Source organism: Photobacterium atrarenae (genome assembly GCF_024380015.1).
Taxonomy (GTDB): domain Bacteria; phylum Pseudomonadota; class Gammaproteobacteria; order Enterobacterales; family Vibrionaceae; genus Photobacterium; species Photobacterium atrarenae.
On the sequence record NZ_CP101508.1, the window covers coordinates 2,218,438 to 2,235,415 of the forward strand.

At 52.8% G+C, this 16,978-nt stretch carries 17 protein-coding genes; 7 read left to right on the forward strand and 10 right to left on the reverse strand.

The genetic code is table 11. The features are described 5' to 3' along the window. The first annotated feature begins 99 nt into the window (after positions 1-99). From NNL38_RS10460 to NNL38_RS10475, 4 genes are all read left to right on the forward strand, one after another. On the forward strand, positions 100-2,109 hold the full coding sequence (locus NNL38_RS10460) for an ATP-binding protein (RefSeq protein WP_255387984.1): 2,010 nt from the start codon (positions 100-102) through the stop codon (positions 2,107-2,109). Then, complete coding sequence (locus tag NNL38_RS10465) at positions 2,106-2,606, forward strand: response regulator (protein ID WP_255387985.1); 501 nt, start codon at positions 2,106-2,108, stop codon at positions 2,604-2,606. The genes NNL38_RS10460 and NNL38_RS10465 overlap by 4 nt, the downstream gene beginning before the upstream one ends. Positions 2,607-2,671: 65 nt before the next feature. Then, positions 2,672-3,667: a 2-hydroxyacid dehydrogenase gene (locus NNL38_RS10470; protein WP_255387986.1), complete on the forward strand. Its 996-nt coding sequence runs from the start codon at positions 2,672-2,674 to the stop codon at positions 3,665-3,667. A 211-nt stretch (positions 3,668-3,878) separates the two neighbouring features. Beyond that, complete coding sequence (locus tag NNL38_RS10475) at positions 3,879-4,433, forward strand: hypothetical protein (RefSeq protein ID WP_255387987.1); 555 nt, start codon at positions 3,879-3,881, stop codon at positions 4,431-4,433. Between the two features lie 81 nt (positions 4,434-4,514). Here NNL38_RS10475 and dsdC read toward each other — a convergent pair whose 3' ends face one another. Further along, positions 4,515-5,420, reverse strand: a complete 906-nt coding sequence (gene dsdC, locus NNL38_RS10480; protein ID WP_255387988.1) for a DNA-binding transcriptional regulator DsdC — start codon at positions 5,418-5,420, stop codon at positions 4,515-4,517. 118 nt (positions 5,421-5,538) lie between these two features. Continuing rightward, on the reverse strand, positions 5,539-6,126 hold the full coding sequence (locus tag NNL38_RS10485) for a TfoX/Sxy family DNA transformation protein (protein ID WP_255387989.1): 588 nt from the start codon (positions 6,124-6,126) through the stop codon (positions 5,539-5,541). A 291-nt stretch (positions 6,127-6,417) separates the two neighbouring features. Between NNL38_RS10485 and NNL38_RS10490 the strand changes: the two genes are divergently transcribed. From NNL38_RS10490 to NNL38_RS10500, 3 genes are all read left to right on the forward strand, one after another. Continuing rightward, positions 6,418-7,017 (forward strand): LON peptidase substrate-binding domain-containing protein, encoded by a 600-nt coding sequence (locus NNL38_RS10490; RefSeq protein ID WP_255387990.1) that lies wholly within the window; start codon positions 6,418-6,420, stop codon positions 7,015-7,017. 103 nt (positions 7,018-7,120) lie between these two features. Beyond that, complete coding sequence (locus NNL38_RS10495; protein WP_255387991.1) at positions 7,121-8,044, forward strand: HDOD domain-containing protein; 924 nt, start codon at positions 7,121-7,123, stop codon at positions 8,042-8,044. 184 nt (positions 8,045-8,228) lie between these two features. Then, a complete protein-coding gene (locus NNL38_RS10500) occupies positions 8,229-9,128 on the forward strand; it encodes a LysO family transporter (protein ID WP_255387992.1) in 900 nt (299 codons plus the stop codon). 85 nt (positions 9,129-9,213) lie between these two features. On the opposite strand, the gene ptsG is transcribed toward NNL38_RS10500, so the two are convergent. The 8 genes from ptsG to acpP form a co-directional block, all read right to left on the reverse strand. Further along, positions 9,214-10,641: a PTS glucose transporter subunit IIBC gene (gene ptsG, locus NNL38_RS10505; RefSeq protein ID WP_255387993.1), complete on the reverse strand. Its 1,428-nt coding sequence runs from the start codon at positions 10,639-10,641 to the stop codon at positions 9,214-9,216. A 485-nt stretch (positions 10,642-11,126) separates the two neighbouring features. Then, the gene (locus NNL38_RS10510) at positions 11,127-11,903 is read right to left on the reverse strand and encodes a TatD family hydrolase (RefSeq protein WP_255387994.1); all 777 of its coding nucleotides are present in this window, start codon (positions 11,901-11,903) and stop codon (positions 11,127-11,129) included. A 27-nt stretch (positions 11,904-11,930) separates the two neighbouring features. Further along, positions 11,931-12,893, reverse strand: coding sequence for a DNA polymerase III subunit delta' (gene holB, locus NNL38_RS10515; protein WP_255387995.1), 963 nt, complete (start codon positions 12,891-12,893; stop codon positions 11,931-11,933). 1 nt (position 12,894) lies between these two features. Then, positions 12,895-13,524, reverse strand: a complete 630-nt coding sequence (gene tmk, locus NNL38_RS10520) for a dTMP kinase (protein ID WP_255387996.1) — start codon at positions 13,522-13,524, stop codon at positions 12,895-12,897. Continuing rightward, positions 13,521-14,537, reverse strand: coding sequence for an endolytic transglycosylase MltG (gene mltG / locus NNL38_RS10525; RefSeq protein ID WP_255387997.1), 1,017 nt, complete (start codon positions 14,535-14,537; stop codon positions 13,521-13,523). Before mltG ends, tmk begins: the two co-directional genes overlap by 4 nt. After that, a complete protein-coding gene (gene pabC, locus NNL38_RS10530; protein WP_255387998.1) occupies positions 14,531-15,340 on the reverse strand; it encodes an aminodeoxychorismate lyase in 810 nt (269 codons plus the stop codon). The genes mltG and pabC overlap by 7 nt, the downstream gene beginning before the upstream one ends. A gap of 67 nt (positions 15,341-15,407) precedes the next feature. Continuing rightward, positions 15,408-16,646, reverse strand: coding sequence for a beta-ketoacyl-ACP synthase II (gene fabF / locus NNL38_RS10535; RefSeq protein WP_255387999.1), 1,239 nt, complete (start codon positions 16,644-16,646; stop codon positions 15,408-15,410). 87 nt (positions 16,647-16,733) lie between these two features. Continuing rightward, a complete protein-coding gene (acpP, locus tag NNL38_RS10540; protein ID WP_007467184.1) occupies positions 16,734-16,970 on the reverse strand; it encodes an acyl carrier protein in 237 nt (78 codons plus the stop codon). Positions 16,971-16,978: the final 8 nt, after the last annotated feature.

Here is a 16,978-nt window from a genome sequence, read left to right on the forward strand (position 1 = left end):
ATCAACAACTAATGCCATCACTTTGTAATCCGTCTCTCACTCTTGGCTGATGATTTCTTATACACTTGAAGCAAAGGGGTACAAGCAAGCGAGGCTAGGTTGAACAGTTTTGTCATTGTCTGTCTGGATGACGACCCAACTATTATCGAACGGCTCAACCAGGAACTGGCTGGGTTTGCCGGATTGTTTGATCTCTGTAACGCATACAGTATCCGCGAAGCCTACGAGATCCTGGATCTCGTCGAACACCAGGGGCAGCAGGTCGCAGCGGTGATCTGTGACAACCGGCTCGGCCTCGACAATGGCGTGGATTTTCTGATCCAGCTCGAATCCCATCCAGCCACCCGCCACGCCCGCTCAGTTTTACTCAACGACAAACCGCAGCTCGACAGTATTATGCAGGCTGTCAACGAAGGCCGCCTCCATTACTGTCTCAATAAGCCCTGGCAACCCAGCGAGTTGCTTCAGGTGTTAACCAAGGAGCTCACCACCTTCGTGCTCAAGCATCCGGGGGAAGACTGGTTGCAATACAGCCAGGTCCTGGATCACCGTCGGATCCTCAATGCCCATATCGAGCGACAGATGGCGAACTTCCGCTCCGGTTTTATTCAAAATACCAATGATCTCGACGATGAAACGCTGGCCCGCCAGGTCACCGATGCCCTGCATGATTTTTTTGACGGCAATGATGAAAGCCGCGCCTGCCGGACCTACAGCGCCGACCATCTGCTGACCCAGGAAGGTCAGCCCAACCGTTTCCTCTGGTTTATCACTATGGGGGAGGTCGTGCTGTATAAAAAGGATGAGCACGGCAACAAGCATGAAGTGGTCCGGGTCGGACCGGGCAATCTGGTAGGCGGGATGTCGTTTGTTACCGGTGAGCCGTCGTTTTCGACCGGTGTGACCCTGGGCAAAACTGATGTCATCAAGCTCGATCGTACCCTGTTCAACAAAGTGATGAACTCCCGCAGCGAGTTACTGCCGTTATTTACCAACCTGCTGCTGCGCAATTTCAACCGCCGCCTGCAAGGCAGTATCCGTACCGAGATGCAACTGCAACAGACCCTGCAATCGCTGGATGCCGCCTATCAGCAACTCATTGAAAAAGAAAAAATGGCCATGCTGGGCCAGCTGGTTGCCGGGGTTGCCCATGAGCTCAATAACCCAGTGTCGGCGATCCTGCGCGGCAGCGATACCCTCAAGCACACCATTTGTAAATTAACAAAGACCCAGCTGAGCCTGGAAAACCAGACCCGCGGCAATATGATCCTGCAACAGGCGATGCAATCCCGGCCGCTCTCGACCGCCGAAACCCGCAGCCGGGCCAAAGCTTTAGAGCTGAAACTGGGTGATCGCCAGCTGGCCCGCAAAGCCGTCCAGATGGGCATCGACGGACCGGAGCACCTCGAGAGCTGGCTGCTGAGTCAGAAAAAAAACCTCAAGCCGGTGATGGATGAGTGGGACAACTATTATCAGATGGGCAGTTTCCTGCGCTCAATGCATGTCTGCGCCCAGCGGATTGCCGATTTGGTCAAAAGCCTGAAGAGCTACGCCCGCCAGGATGACGAGACCTTTCACCAGGTCGATATTCATGAAGGGCTGGAAGATACCCTGGTCATTTTCGAAAACCGCCTCAAGCATCATCATGTGACCAAAGAATATGCCAAACTCCCCCTCATCACCTGCCAGCCGATCGCCTTGCAGCAAGTATGGACCAACCTGATCGCCAATGCCTTAGATGCGATTGAAGCACCTGGAGAAATCCGGATCACTACCCGATTTACGCCCGGAATCCAAAACGAGGATAACGAAAACCAATGCGTCGACATCATCGTGGAAGACAACGGCAAAGGGATCGCACCGGCGCAGCAGGAAAAAATCTTCGAGCTCAATTACACCACCAAGCGTGAGGGCAACTTTGGCCTGGGCATTGGCTTGTCGGTGTGCCAGCAAATCATCCATCATCATCACGGCGAGATCCGGGTCGAGTCCGAGCCCGGCCGGTTTACCCGGATGATTGCCACCCTGCCGCTGCGCGGCGACGCTTCTCTGTCCGGTGAGGCCCCGAGTTTGGCCTCAAAAATCCCCGCTAACCAGGAGGCTCTATGAACAAATATCTCATTCTCTGCGTCGATGATGAGCGGGAAGTGCTCAACAGCGTCTTTCACGATCTCAGCAGCCTCGAAGAACACTTTGTCCTTGAGGCCGCAGAATCAGTCGATGAAGCCAAGGAAGTCCTGGCCGAGTCGATTGCCGATCATATCCCGCTCGCGCTGATCTTGTGTGACCACATCATGCCGGGCGAAACCGGGATCGATTTCCTGATTGAACTCAAGCACTGGTCGGAAACCGAAAAATCGCGCCGGATCCTGCTGACCGGCCAGGCCGGACTGGAAGAGACCGTCCAGGCGGTCAACCAAGCCAGCCTCGACTATTACATCGCCAAGCCTTGGGATGGCGATCAGCTCAAGCAGGTCGTGATCGACCAGCTCACTAGCTATGTCATTGAGAATGAGAACGATCTGATGCCATGGGCCCGGGTGTTAGACACCAACCGGATCATGGCCGCGCTCAGTGATCGGCGCCTGTCGCTGTCGGATAGCTAGTGCTTTGCGGGATCAGGTAAAAGTGTTATGTTTCTCACATAATCAGTTCCCCGAAACGGTGACCTATGAAAGTTGCAGTCTTCAGCACAAAAAAATACGACCAACAGTCATTCGACCGCATTAATGCCAGCTATCAACATGAGCTGACCTACTTCGACTTCCGCCTGACCGAGCAGACCGCCCGGATGGCCCACGGCTTTGATGCCATCTGCGCCTTCGTCAACGACGACCTGAGCCGCCCGGTGTTACAAGTCCTGGCCGATCACCAGGTCAAGATCATTGCCATGCGCTGCGCCGGCTTTGACAAGGTTGATTTGGATGCGGCCGCGGAGCTCGGAATCCAGGTGGTCCGGGTGCCGGCCTACTCACCGGAAGCCATTGCCGAGCATACCCTGGGCCTGATGCTCTGCCTCAACCGCCGGATCCACCGCGCATACCAGCGTACCCGGGATGCCAACTTCTCACTGGAAGGGCTGACCGGATTCAACTTCTACGGCAAAACCGTCGGGGTGATCGGCACCGGTAAGATCGGGATCGCCACCATCCGGATCCTTAAAGGACTGGGCATGAATATCCTCGCCTTTGATCCGTACGAAAATCCGGTGGCCATCGAGTTGGGCGTGACCTATGCCACGCTGGACGAAATTTACGCCCAGGCGGATGTGATCACCCTGCATTGCCCGATGACCGAAGAAAACTATCACATGCTCGATGCCGATGCGTTTGCCAAGATGCGGGACGGAGTGATGATCATCAACACCAGCCGTGGCGAGCTGCTCAACTCCAAAGATGCCATTGAAGCGCTGAAAAACCGCAAGATTGGTTCACTGGGGATTGATGTGTATGAAAATGAAAAAGACTTGTTTTTTGAAGACAAATCAAATGATGTGATTGTCGATGATGTCTTCCGTCGCCTCTCTTCTTGCCACAATGTCCTATTTACCGGTCATCAGGCATTTTTGACCGAAGAAGCGCTCGGGAATATTGCCGACACCACACTGAACAACTTCAAACAGTTTGAAGCGGGACTACGCTCCGGCAACGAATTGATTCCGGCCTAACCCGGCTCAGCGGGCCCAGGCCCGCTGCTTTCACCGTCCCTGACGACAGATAATAATTCGCGCCACAGATCACATTTTTTTGTGATTTTTGCTGCATTTTTACGCTGTTAATCGTCAAAACAATCACTTCATTTAGCAAAAATCTATGATTAAGCGCTTGAGTCCATTAAAATGGCCCCATTCTTTCTGAAGGCTCCACGGACTAATTTTCATGCGTAAAACATTCATTGCCACCGGCATTATCCTGGCATCTCTTGCTTCGGTGGCTCACGCGAACAATAAAGCGACCATGAGTAACTTTAGTTACGACTACGCCGAAGCGCGTATTGGGATTAGCCCGCTCACTTACGGCGCAGGCTTTAGCAAATCAATTCACCCCAATGCCCACCTAACCGGCAGCATTGACACCGAGTTTGATAACGACTGGGATATGGCTTTCGGGGTCGGTTTCCATGCCCCGGTGAATAACTGGGCCGATATTACCGGTGAGATTAAAGCCCGCAACGCCAAAAAAGATACCGGGGCATTTAGCAGCTCCAGCGGTAAGCTAGGCATGGAAGTCAACATTGGTGTCCGTCAATGGTTAGGCCCGCAGCTGGAAGTCGGCGGTTTAATCGGCCACCTGAACATTGATGACAGCGAAAAAACCATCGGCTCCATCTATGGTCGTTTTCATGCCACTGAACTGTTCTCGATTGGGGTACAAGGCCGCTTCAACGATATCTATGATGATCAAATCATGATCACCACCCGCTTTAAATACTAAGCCGTTTTCTGGCACTCCCTCTACCGGGGAGTGCCAGCCCAAAACGCGACTTTATCTTCTCAGCTTTACGCTCTTCCCGTTTCAGCCAACTTCGCTTCTCAGCCAGTTCATAAACGCTTCAAACCTTGGCGACAATGCCATTTCACGCCGACAGACAATGTAATAACTGAGCGGCGACTGAACTGTCATGGCAAAAGGTGCCACCAACCGCTTGTTGTCCAGCTGATGCGCAACAAAGGACTGACGCCCCATGGCTACACCGATGCCCTGCTCTGCTGCCTGCAATGCCAAATCAGCCCGATCAAACGTACAGCCAGCTTCCGGTAACATCACGCCATGGCGCTGTGCCCAATACTGCCATTCATCATTCTGGCCGGCCCGGGCCCAGGGGGCCGCATCATGCAGTAACAGGCAGGCATTGAGCTTCTCCGGGTTACCATACAGATCATGGGCCAGGGCATATTCGTGGCTACAAACCGGCAGCATGCTTTCATCCATCAGCTTTTCGGTATGCAGCCCCGGATATTTGCCGTGGCCGAAATAAATCGCACAATCAAAAGTCTCGGTCTGGAAATCCACCAGCTCATTGCGGGTACGCAGGTGAAACCGCAGTGCCGGGTACTGGCCGATAAAATGTTTCAGCCGCGGCAATAGCCAGGTCTGGGCAAACGTCGGGGGCACCGCGACATTAAAATCCCCGCTGAGCTCCACGGTTTTCAAATCCCGGATTTCATGGGCAATATCACCAAAGTTATGCGCCACGACTGCTTTGAGCCGTTTGCCCTCCTCCGTCAGCACCAGTTTGCGCGGCTGGCGGATAAACAACCGTACCCCGAGATTTTGCTCCAGGGTTTTAATCTTATGGCTCACGGCACTTTGGGTCAGGCACAAGATCTCTGCAGCCCGGGTAAAGCTCATCTGATCGGCAGCAATCAAAAAACAGTGCAGTCCGGACAGCACTTGGCCCGTCAGTTTAGGTAATTGCATAAAGGGCTAATTTTTATGGTGAAATTGCTACCATCATACAATAAAAAAGACCACCGACATACGGTGGCCAGATTCTGAAAACCAGAAAAGGAGATAGTGCACGCTGTCTGTACTGCGCCTACTCAATAGACTGGAGCAAATGTTGTTTGCGCTCTTCCTCAAGCAATGTCCAGTGGCAGCCCTCGATCGCACCGGCAAACATCCAGAGCAACTTCAGATCGATTTCCTTGCCATGGGAGCAACGGACTTTGCGGTAAACTTCAGCAGCCCCAAGGGAAATAAAGCTGCTGACATCCGGGATCCCTGCCTTTTTTACCATTCGCTCCAGCGTCAGGCGCATATTGGGTAAATCCCGCAGGCGCTTGCCTTGCGACGACGACTTCAAGGCTTTCTCTTCGGTAGACAGTCGAATCGATTCGCGAATGATTGCATCGCAAAGCGCCCGATCCTGATGATAAATATGAGTGATGTCGTAGTAGTTGACGATGGCCGTCGTACTCCGCTTGATATGTCTGAATTTCTTGCATCCCAGCGAAGCCAGCCGTTCATCCAGCGTCTCTCCACCCCGTAGATAAATTAACTCGTCGGTCAGGATGGCATACATGGCCCCATGGATGAAAATCCCTGTACCACCAAACATGGAACGTTTTTCATACTTGCCAAATTCGCGCAAATAATTAAAGAAGTCTTCCTTGATCGATCGCACAATCTTCCCTCCGCTAACCGTGAAAAGTTCGTTTAAGTAACCGTAATTTCGAACAAAATGTGTCTACGCAGAGACAATGACACAGCGGTTATATATTGTCCACATATGAAACCATGAACACCAAAAACTGAGATTTCAGGCATATTATACGAGTCGAAATAAGTTAAATGAGGCAAAAAATGCCCCAATTTATGTGTCAGCCGTATGTCCTGCAGCGATCACAACAAGTCCAATATCACTATCGTGCATCTGCCCATCGGCGACTATGGTTATTAGTGAGGAGGGGATCTCATGGCTGACATTGCACTCTATCCGTCATCTAAACACCTGTTGCCTCAGGGGCGGTTAGAGCTCGTGATCACAGAAGAACGCTTCATTCGAATGATAAAACAATCACTTAATGACGAAAGAAGCTTTGCGCTTTGTATGTTAAACGAGTTCGAAACCCATGATGATGTGAAGAAAATTCCGGCGATCGCCACTGAGGCAAAAATTGTCGACTTCAACGCTGACGAGAACGGGCTACTGAGTATTATTGCCGAAGGCGTTCAGCTCATCCGGATCCTTGCGATCGAGGTCGATCAAGATGGCTTGCTGCACGGCACCTGCCAGCCTCATCCAACGTGGCCGGATATTCATATCGACAGCAAGACAATGTGTCTGGCGGATAAACTCAAAATGTTTTACCAGACCATGCCGGAGCTCGGAGCCCTTTACCCCACTCCCAACTACCACAACGTGACTTGGGTCTGCCAACGCTGGCTCGAAATCCTGCCTCTGGAAGCCCATTACAAGCAGTTGTTGCTGACTCAGGAGACGGTTTCCCTGACCATCCGCTTCTTGCTCAAACTACTGGACACGGATGACGAACCTTCGTCAGAGACGGCATAAAGATCGAAAAAATTGAATTTTTTGATCTTTTTTCCCATCAATACTGTCTATCCGACTGTGCCCAAGATAGAATCTTTACTTTAATTTCAATCAAATAACGAGCATGGCACACGTATCTTTCTTCTGGCTCAAGCCTGAAAACGACAAAATAGTGAAAGGGTTACAGTCTGAATTTTGCGCACTCGTGAAAGATGCGATCGTCAGGAATCGCCTGTCCTTGCCGCCGATCCCGGAAGTTCTCGCCAGACTGCAAACACTATGTGCTTCAGAAGAAACCACTATTCGCGATGTCGCGGATGTCCTGCTTGATGATCCGGGAATTGCTGCATCTGTCATCAAGATTTCCAATACCCTCCTGTTCAACCGCCGCAATGTGGTCTGCCATGATATCCAAACCGCTGTCAGTCGGCTCGGGATCTTACGGGTCCGCGATATTGTCACGGCAAAATCAATTGAAGAGCTCAAATCTTACGGCCACTTCGACAGCCAGTGCAACCGACTGCTCCAACAGAGCGCCCTGCGGTCACGTCAACTTGCCGCCACGATGGCAGTGATCAGCCAGGGACTGATAAAGCATCCCGACAGCGATGTCCGTCTCGAGCCGGAAAAGGCGTTGTTATCCGGGCTCTTTGCCGACATCGGCTTATTCTGCCTGCTCCATGAGTACAAAAATTATCTGGAAAGCGGGAATTACATCGATCTGAACGTCGCCAAATTCGTGTTTGAACACTGCTGCCAGGACGCCAGCCTCTTGATCCTCAAACACTGGGGGTTTGATGAGGATTACCTCGAAGTCGCCAGCAACACCACAATGCCTTACCGCCGGCAACACTCCGGAACCAGCTATCTGGATGTCGCTCGAATGGCCAACCACCTGCTGATGTTTAAGAGCAATGACGAGGCAATTGATACTCACCATGTCGAGCTGGATCTGGCCGGGGCAGAAGTCATGTACGACCTGACCAACATGCCGGAGATTGAGTTTAACCAACAACTTCGCAATGTGATTAAGGAAAGCGGCTTCTGAGCAACACATCATGATAAAAAGCCCTTGATATCCAGCGGCTTATGTTGACCTCTTCTTTCTGATACTGATAAGCTGCTTGTTTCATGGAATGAAAGCAGCTGATGACTCAGGGCGGTACCTGGACAAGCCTGTTTCCTATCCCGGCCCAATCAGCGTTGACCCCGAAACAATCGTAAGGACACACATGTTTTCAGGAATGCTCTATATCTTCCTGCCACTGGTGATTGGCTATCTGATCCCGGTGAAAAAGGATTCCGTCATTGAGTTTATCAATACCCAGACCAGCCGCTTAGTGTTGGTGATCCTCGGTTTAATGGGCCTTAGCCTCGCCGGGTTGGATAACCTGGGCCAAAATCTGAGCCAGATCCTGACCTATACGACCGTGTTTTTCTTGACTATCAGCGGGTGTAATTTGCTCGCCCTGCCGGTCATCGATAAGCTGTGGTCGATCGAAACCAGCCAGGACCATCACCGGCTTCCATTTGGCAAAATGATCCTGGAATCGGTCAAACTGGTCTTCGTCGTCGCCGGCGGGTTGCTGGTCGGCCTGCTGTCTGGGATTGAGCTGGGCTGGGTAGATCAAGCCAGCGAAATAATCTTGCTGTTGCTGCTCTTTCTCATCGGGATCCAGCTGCGTAACAGCGGAATGACGCTGCGGCAAATTCTGCTCAACAAGAAAGGGATGACCATCGCGCTCGTGATTGTCCTGACCTCCCTACCGGGCGGTGTGATTGCCGCGGCCATTCTGGGGATCCCCGTCACCCACGGGTTAGCGATGGCGTCCGGGTTTGGCTGGTATTCACTGGCCGGGATCCTGATGGGCGATGGTCTGGGGCCGATTTTCGGCGGTGCGGCTTTTCTCAACGAATTACTGCGTGAGCTGGTCGCCCTGACGCTGATCCCAATAATGATCAGCCGCTACCCCAGCACGGCGATCGGCTATGCCGGAGCGACCGCAATGGACTTTACTCTACCAGTGATCCAAAACAGCGGCGGGATCCGGTGTGTCCCGATAGCCATTGTCAGCGGCTTTATTCTTAGTCTGCTGGTCCCCTTCCTGATGCTCTTCTTCCTGTCGCTCTGAGCGCACAAACGACAGAAACCAACCAGGGAAGCCGAAGCTTCCCTGGTATCATCATTTCCAGGCGCCAGCGCACTGGCACTGGCGATCAGTGATTACGGATCCATTCATCCATATCAGATTTCAGGTTATCCGATTTGGTTCCGAAAATCGCCTGCACACCGCCACCGGCAACCACGACCCCGGCTGCGCCCAGTTTTTTCAGCTCTTCCTGATCGACCTTATCAACACTGGCTACCGCCACACGCAGACGAGTGATACAAGCATCCAAACCCGTAATGTTGTCTTTGCCGCCGAAGGCCATCACCAGTGATTTTGCCAACTCGCTACCGGTTGCCACCTCACCTTCCTCTTCGTCTTCTTCACGGCCCGGGGTTTTCAGATCCAGGGCTCGGATCACCACACGAAACACCACGTAGTAGACAATCGCATAGGCAACCCCCAGTACTACCAGCAGACCCATGTTGTCTGCGTTCGGCGACTGCACCACAAAGTCAATAAAACCATTCGAGAAGGTATGGCCATGGATCACCCCCAGCATATTCGTCAGCACATAGGCAAAACCTGCCAGCAACGCATGGATCCCATACAGAACCGGTGCGATAAACAGGAAAGAGAACTCAATTGGCTCGGTGATCCCGGTCAGGAATGAAGTCAGCGCGGCCGAGAGCATGATCCCGCCAACTTTGGCACGGTTTTCCGGTTTCGCCGAATGCCAAATCGCAACCGCAGCGGCCGGCAAGCCGAACATTTTAAACAGGTATCCCCCGGCCAACTGGCCAAAGCCGTTCCCAGCAGCACGAGAGGCATCATCCGCGGTCAGGAAGCAGGTCATGATCCCATTCACCACTTCACCCGACTTGTTCATACACTCTCCGGCTTCATAGAAGAAGGGGACGTTCCAGATATGGTGAAGACCAAATGGAATCAACGCACGTTCAACCACCCCGTAAATACCGAAAGCCATCACCGGGTTCTGGTTGGCAGACCAATCCGAGAATGCGGCAATCCCGGCACCGATTGGTGGCCAGATGAACGACAGCACAATCCCAAGGGCAATAGCACAGAAGCCGGTAATAATCGGCACAGCACGTTTGCCGGCAAAGAACCCTAAATAGTCCGGCAGCTGGATCCGATAAAAACGGTTGAAGGCCCAGCCCGCCAGGCCACCGACCAGGATCCCGCCCAGCACACCGGTGTTGATCTCTTCAACACCATACGCACCGGCCATCACCTGCAGCGTGGCGATCATAATGCCGTAACCAACAATGGCTGACAGGCCAGCGACGCCGTCATTATTGGTAAACCCCAATGCCACGCCGACTGCAAACAGGAGCGCCATCTGACCAAAAACAGAGCCACCCGCCTGCTCCATCAGATGAGAGACTATATCCGGCATCCAACTAAAGTTGGCGGCCCCGACCCCTAGCAGAATACCCGCAACCGGCAGAACCGAGACGGGCAACATCAGCGCCTTACCGACTTTCTGCAAGTTAGCAAAAAGGTTTTTAAACATAGTGTGCTCCTGAATGAAACTGTTTTAGTTAGATATCAAGTCAGTGCAAGCCAACTATCCCCCGTAGTCATAATGCTAGCACCACTTTTATTTTTTATTGCCACAGAGCATAAAATGCGACGCTAAATTGAGCTTGACATCCACCAATAACTGAAGGAAATTACGTAGTATAATTTCACCAATAGCACAAATAACAACCAACCCGAATGATATAAAATCACATTCCATTCGTTTAATTCAGGTTTATCTAAATCGATTAGATAAATACGACACGTAATAATATTTCATTACTGTAATTATTTATCTTATAAGTCCGGCATTCACCCGAGTCAGCAGATACCTTCCATTTCAACAGCATGTAGTTTTTAAGCACCACAAAATAAAAGCCACTTGCTTTTTCATCACATAAAAAAAGGAGCCGAAGCTCCTTTTTTAGCAGAGGGAATATGGTGATCAATCTGAATACTGATCAGATAGGTATTACATTAGCGCAGGGCGCGAGAGAAAAGAGAGAAGAAATTCTCTGTGGTGATCCGCTCAACTTCTTCGACCGAAACGCCTTTAAGCAGGGCAATGTATTCAGCAACTTCACGGACATAAGCCGGCTGGTTTTGCTTGCCGCGGTGAGGCACCGGGGCCAGATACGGTGAATCCGTTTCCACCAGCAGGCGCTCGAGCGGTAACTGGTGAACCACATTCTTCAGCTCGCTGGCTTTGTTGAAGGTGACAATTCCGGAAATCGAGATGTAAAAGCCAAGCTCCATCGCGGCCTGGGCCATTTCCAGGCTCTCTGTGAAGCAATGCAGCACGCCGCCACATCGCTCCGCCCCTTCTTCACGCAAAATGCGAATCGTGTCTTCACGTGCCATCCGGGTGTGAATAATCAATGGTTTGTTCAGCTCAACAGCCAGGCGAACATGCTGACGGAAAATCTCCTGTTGCTGCTCTGCCAGCTCCGGCTGGTAATGGTAGTCCAACCCTGTTTCACCAATGGCAACCACACGATCATGCTGGGCATAGGCTCTCAGCTGGTCGTAATCAAACCCGGCTTCAATATCCAGGGGATGGACACCGCAGGATGCAAACACATGCGGATAAGGCTCGATCAGTTCCATCATGGCCGGGAAGCTTTTGAGCGTCACGCCTACCGACAGAAAATAATCAACCCCTCTGGCCTTGGCTTTGGCCAGCACATCATCAACCCCAGTATGTAATTGCTCGTAATCCAGTTTGTCCAGGTGACAATGTGAATCAACTAACACAATCTACTCCTCAAATCTCTCAGGCGGTTAAGCGGGCATGAACCCAGTTAACCAATTAACAATTAATAGCTCTTCATTCAGGCCGGGATGCGTTTCCAGCTGCCTTTGCAGAGCATTCACCTGATGAACCTGACGCAGTAGCACCGCCGGACTGAGTTGCCCCGCGACAGCTTGCACCAAGCCAACTGATTCACAATGGATCAGGTGCGAACCTGCGCCTTGCTGAAGTTTAATACAGTCAACCAGGAAGTAGCTGAGCCACTTCAGGCTGATACTCCCTTCCGCCGTACATAACCCGGCGACTTCATACAAGCCAAGGTGAGGCGGCTTCGCAAATTCGCTGAAGGCTGCCAGCAACTTGCCATAGCGAATGTCCTGCCCTTGCTCGATAAACGCCACGGTTGCCAACGGTGAGCCGCTATTGAGGCGAATAGCTTCCCGCTTGACGCTCTGCATCAACTGCTGCTCTACCCAACGCTGGGTCTGCGACTCATCCGGGGTCGGCAACCGCCATTGGTTACACCGACTGGTGATGGTCGGCAACAAGCGATCAAGTGAGTGGGCCAGTAATATGAACTGACAACCCGACGGCGGCTCTTCCAGGGTTTTCAACAAGGCATTGGCCGCGGATTCCCCCATGTGATCAGCCGGATCAATCATGATCACCCGTTGACCGGCCAATTGCGAGGTTTCTGTGGCCCAGCGATTACACTGGCGGATCGCATCGACCCCAATCTGTTTCCCAGCCTGAACCGGGGCCACGGCATGAAAATCCGGATGCGTCCCGGCTGCGAACAACTGACAGCCATGACAGAGGCCGCAGGGCTCGGTCTCACTTTGCTGACACAACACGGTCTTCGCCAACTGCTTGGCCAGTGCCTCACGACCGCTGCCGCCCGGTGCCACCAGCAAAATGGCATGGTGTAAGCGACCTTGGCGCAACAACTGCTGCCAGTTCTGCCAAACAGGCTCCTGCCATGGATACAACATGTTACTGCTGCTCCAGCCAGGTATTGAGCGCTTGAGTGATCTCAGCTGACACCGCCGCCAGTGACTGGCTGGCATCAATCATCACCACACTCGGATCCTGCTCGGCCAATGCCAGGAATCGGGCCCGGGTACGATGGAAGAAATCAATATCCATTTGCTCAATGCGATCGAGCTCACCTCGGCCCCGCGCACGCTCCAGCCCCAGCACCGGATCAATATCCATATACAAGGTCAGGTCGGGGCGGAAATCGCCCAGTACCGTATCACGCAGGTTTTCCATCACGGCCGGATCAAAGCCGCGGCCACCGCCCTGATACGCCTGTGACGACATATCATGACGATCGCCGACCACCCAACGCCCTTGCGCCAGCGCCGGTTTGATCACATTCTCCACCAACTGGCTCCGGGCAGCATATAGCAGCAGCAACTCAGCCATATCCGTCAGTGGCTCATCCGGGTGCCCCTGTTTCACCAGGATCCGCATCTGCTCGGCCAACGGCGTGCCGCCCGGCTCCCGGGTCAGTTGCGGCTCTGCGATCCCGTGCTCCGCCAGGATCTTGGCCACCAGGTTGATTGCCGTACTCTTCCCGGCTCCCTCAAGTCCTTCAATTACAATAAATTTACCAGTCATTTGTTCTGCTTTAATGTTCTCAGATAGGCGCGCACCGCGCGGTTGTGCTCCCGCAGTGTCGTCGAAAATTGATGGCCGCCCTGACCATCTGCCACAAAGTAGTAATAATTGCTTTCCTGCGGATTAACCGCTGCCAACACAGAAGCCTGGCTCGGCATCGCAATCGGCGTCGGTGGCAGGCCGGAAATGGTATAGGTGTTGTACGGGGTCGGCGTACGCAGATCACGCTTACGAATATTACCGTCATATTTCTCCCCCATCCCGTAAATCACGGTTGGATCTGTCTGCAGCCGCATCCCCTTGTTCAGGCGGTTCATAAAGACCGAAGACACCATGCTCCGCTCATGATCGACGGCTGTTTCCTTTTCAATAATCGAGGCCATGATCAGGGCTTCATAAGGGCTTTTCAGCGGAATCGTCTCATCGCGCGCTTCCCATGCCTCTGCCAGCAAACTGGTCATCTGACGGTATGCCCGCCGCAACAATTCAAGATCGGTTGTCCCGGCCGTATAGTGATACGTCTCCGGCAATAAATATCCTTCGAGTTTCTCGACGTCCGCGCCAATCTCAGCGGCAATTTCAGCCTCCGTCATCGCTTGGGTGGCATGCACTACATAAGGTGCTTCCTTGAGCTGCGCCCGCCAGTCGACAAAGCGATCGCCTTCAAGCAGGGTGATTGCAAACTGGTGCTCCCGGCCCGACACCACCAGCATCAGGACATCCCGCAAGGTCATCTCAGGCGTCACTTGATAGGTCCCGGATTTCAGCTTAGTCAACTGAGGCTCCAGCCTTGGCACCCAGCGGGTCCAGCGCGAGGCCGGAACGATTTTTTCCTGATCAAGCTGATTGAGCAGGCCACGAAATGATGTGCCCGGTTTCACCGTCAACAGCACATTTTCCGGCGTCTGCACCGACAGCTCAAGCGAAGACGTCACCTGCTGATACGACCAACCCAATCCACCAGCAACCGCCAACACAGCCAATAAGATGACGATCAGCAATTTTTTTAGCACGCGTACAACCTCTCTTTCAGTTCGTGCAACAGCGTCTGCTGCGTGAACGTGTTTCCTTCAATTTCATTCACCGGCACTAACGCCATCACGGCATTAGTAATAAAGACTTCATCGGCGCAAAGCAACTCATTCAGGGGTGTTTTGACAAATTCTATACAATACGGGCTCTGCTCAAGCAACGACAGCACATGCGCCCGCATCACCCCATGCACACCACAGCTCTCCAGGGCTGGGGTAAAGACAGTCTGGCCCTGCCGCCAGAACAGGTTCGAGGCGATCGTCTCAGCCACATAACCCTCGGCATCCAGCACCACCGCATCGAGCCAGCCCTGCGCTTGCGCTTCCTGTTTCAGCAACACCTGCTCCAGCCGGTTGAGATGTTTCAATCCTGCCAACATCGGGCTGATCGACAACCGCTGCCGACAGACCCCCAAAGCGATGCCGTGCTGCTGCCACTGCAGATACTGCGCCGGCCAGGCGAAATCAGAGACAATCACCTGGGTGACGAGGCAACCGGCGGGACTGTAGCCCCGCCCGCCCGCACCCCGGCTGATCAGCACTTTCACCCCGCCTTTGTCCGGAAAGGCTGCCGCGAGCAGATGAACCTGCTCGGCCAGGGCCTGCCAGTCCGGTGCTGCGATCCGAAGCGCCGCCAGCGTATTTTGCAACCGCTGTAAATGTAACGGCCATAACCTTGGCTGGCCCTGTTCAACGAGAATGGTGGTAAAGCAGCCGTCCCCATACTGCAATGCCCGATCAGCCACCGTTACCGTGTCCGTCTCTACCCCGTTGATCAGAATCATCCCAGCCTCCAGATAAAAAAACGGCCCGGTGCATTGCACCGGGCCGTGTCATCATAACAGGTTCTCGTTAGATTTTCTTAAATAGCAACGAGCCGTTGGTGCCACCGAAACCGAAGGAGTTACACAGGGCGTACTCCAGGTTCGCCTGACGCGCTTCACCTGGTACGTAATCCAGATCACAGCCTTCATCAGGATTCTCCAGGTTAATCGTTGGCGGAACCGCCTGATCAACCAGGGTCATGGCAGTAATAATGGCTTCTACCGAACCGGCAGCACCCAGCAGGTGGCCAGTCATTGACTTGGTTGAAGAAACCAGCACTTTATCCGCTGCCGCACCCAGGGCACGTTTAATCCCCAGGGTTTCCGCCACGTCGCCAGCTGGCGTCGAGGTACCGTGCGCATTCACGTAGCCAATTTGATCAGCATTGATCCCCGCATCGCGGATCGCCGCTTCCATGGCCAGCGCGCCGCCTGAGCCGTCTTCACTTGGAGACGTCATGTGGTACGCATCGCCGCTCATGCCAAAGCCAACCAGCTCAGCATAGATTTTCGCGCCACGTGCCTTGGCATGCTCGTACTCTTCCAGCATCATCATGCCGGCACCGTCGCCCAGCACGAAACCGTCGCGATCTTTATCCCATGGGCGAGACGCCGCTTGTGGATCTTCATTACGCGTCGACAGCGCTTTCGCCGCCGCAAAACCACCCATGCCCAGCGGGGTTGATGCTTTTTCTGCACCACCAGCCAGCATGGCATCTGCATCACCATACGCAATCATACGTGCAGCATGGCCAATGTTATGAAGGCCAGTTGTACATGCCGTAGAGATGGCGATGTTCGGACCGCGCAGACCGTACATGATAGACATGTGGCCGGCGATCATGTTGACAATTGTTGATGGAACAAAGAACGGGCTGATTTTGCGCGGTCCTTTCTCCAACAGGGCTTGATGGTTGGTTTCAATCAGACCCAGACCACCAATACCAGAGCCGATCGCTACACCGATACGTGGAGCGTTTTCTTCAGTTACTTCAATACCAGAGTCTTTTAACGCCTGTACGCCTGCTGCGATACCGTATTGAATAAACAAGTCCATTTTGCGAGCATCTTTTTTGGACATGTACTCTTCACAATTAAAGTCTTTGACCAAACCAGCAAAACGGGTTGCAAATGCGCTCGCATCAAAATGCTCAATGTTGCTAATACCACTAGTGCCGGCCAGAAGGGCTTTCCATGAAGATTCAACAGAATTACCAACCGGTGATAGCATACCCATGCCAGTAACAACTACGCGACGCTTAGACACGATTTATTTCTCCGGGAATTGAGGATAAAACAGGGTTTCGAAATTAAATCAGGCGGTCATGGTGACCGCCTGGAGGGAGTTCTTTAATTACTCAGATGCGCCAACAACGTAGTCGATTGCCGCTTGAACTGTCGTAATTTTTTCAGCTTCTTCGTCAGGAATCTCAGTATCGAATTCTTCTTCCAGAGCCATTACCAGTTCAACTGTATCCAGAGAGTCAGCACCCAGATCGTCAACGAAAGAGGCTTCGTTCTTCACTTCTGCTTCGTCTACGCCTAGTTGCTCAACGATGATTTTTTTTACGCGTTCTTCGATGTTGCTCATTAATCTAT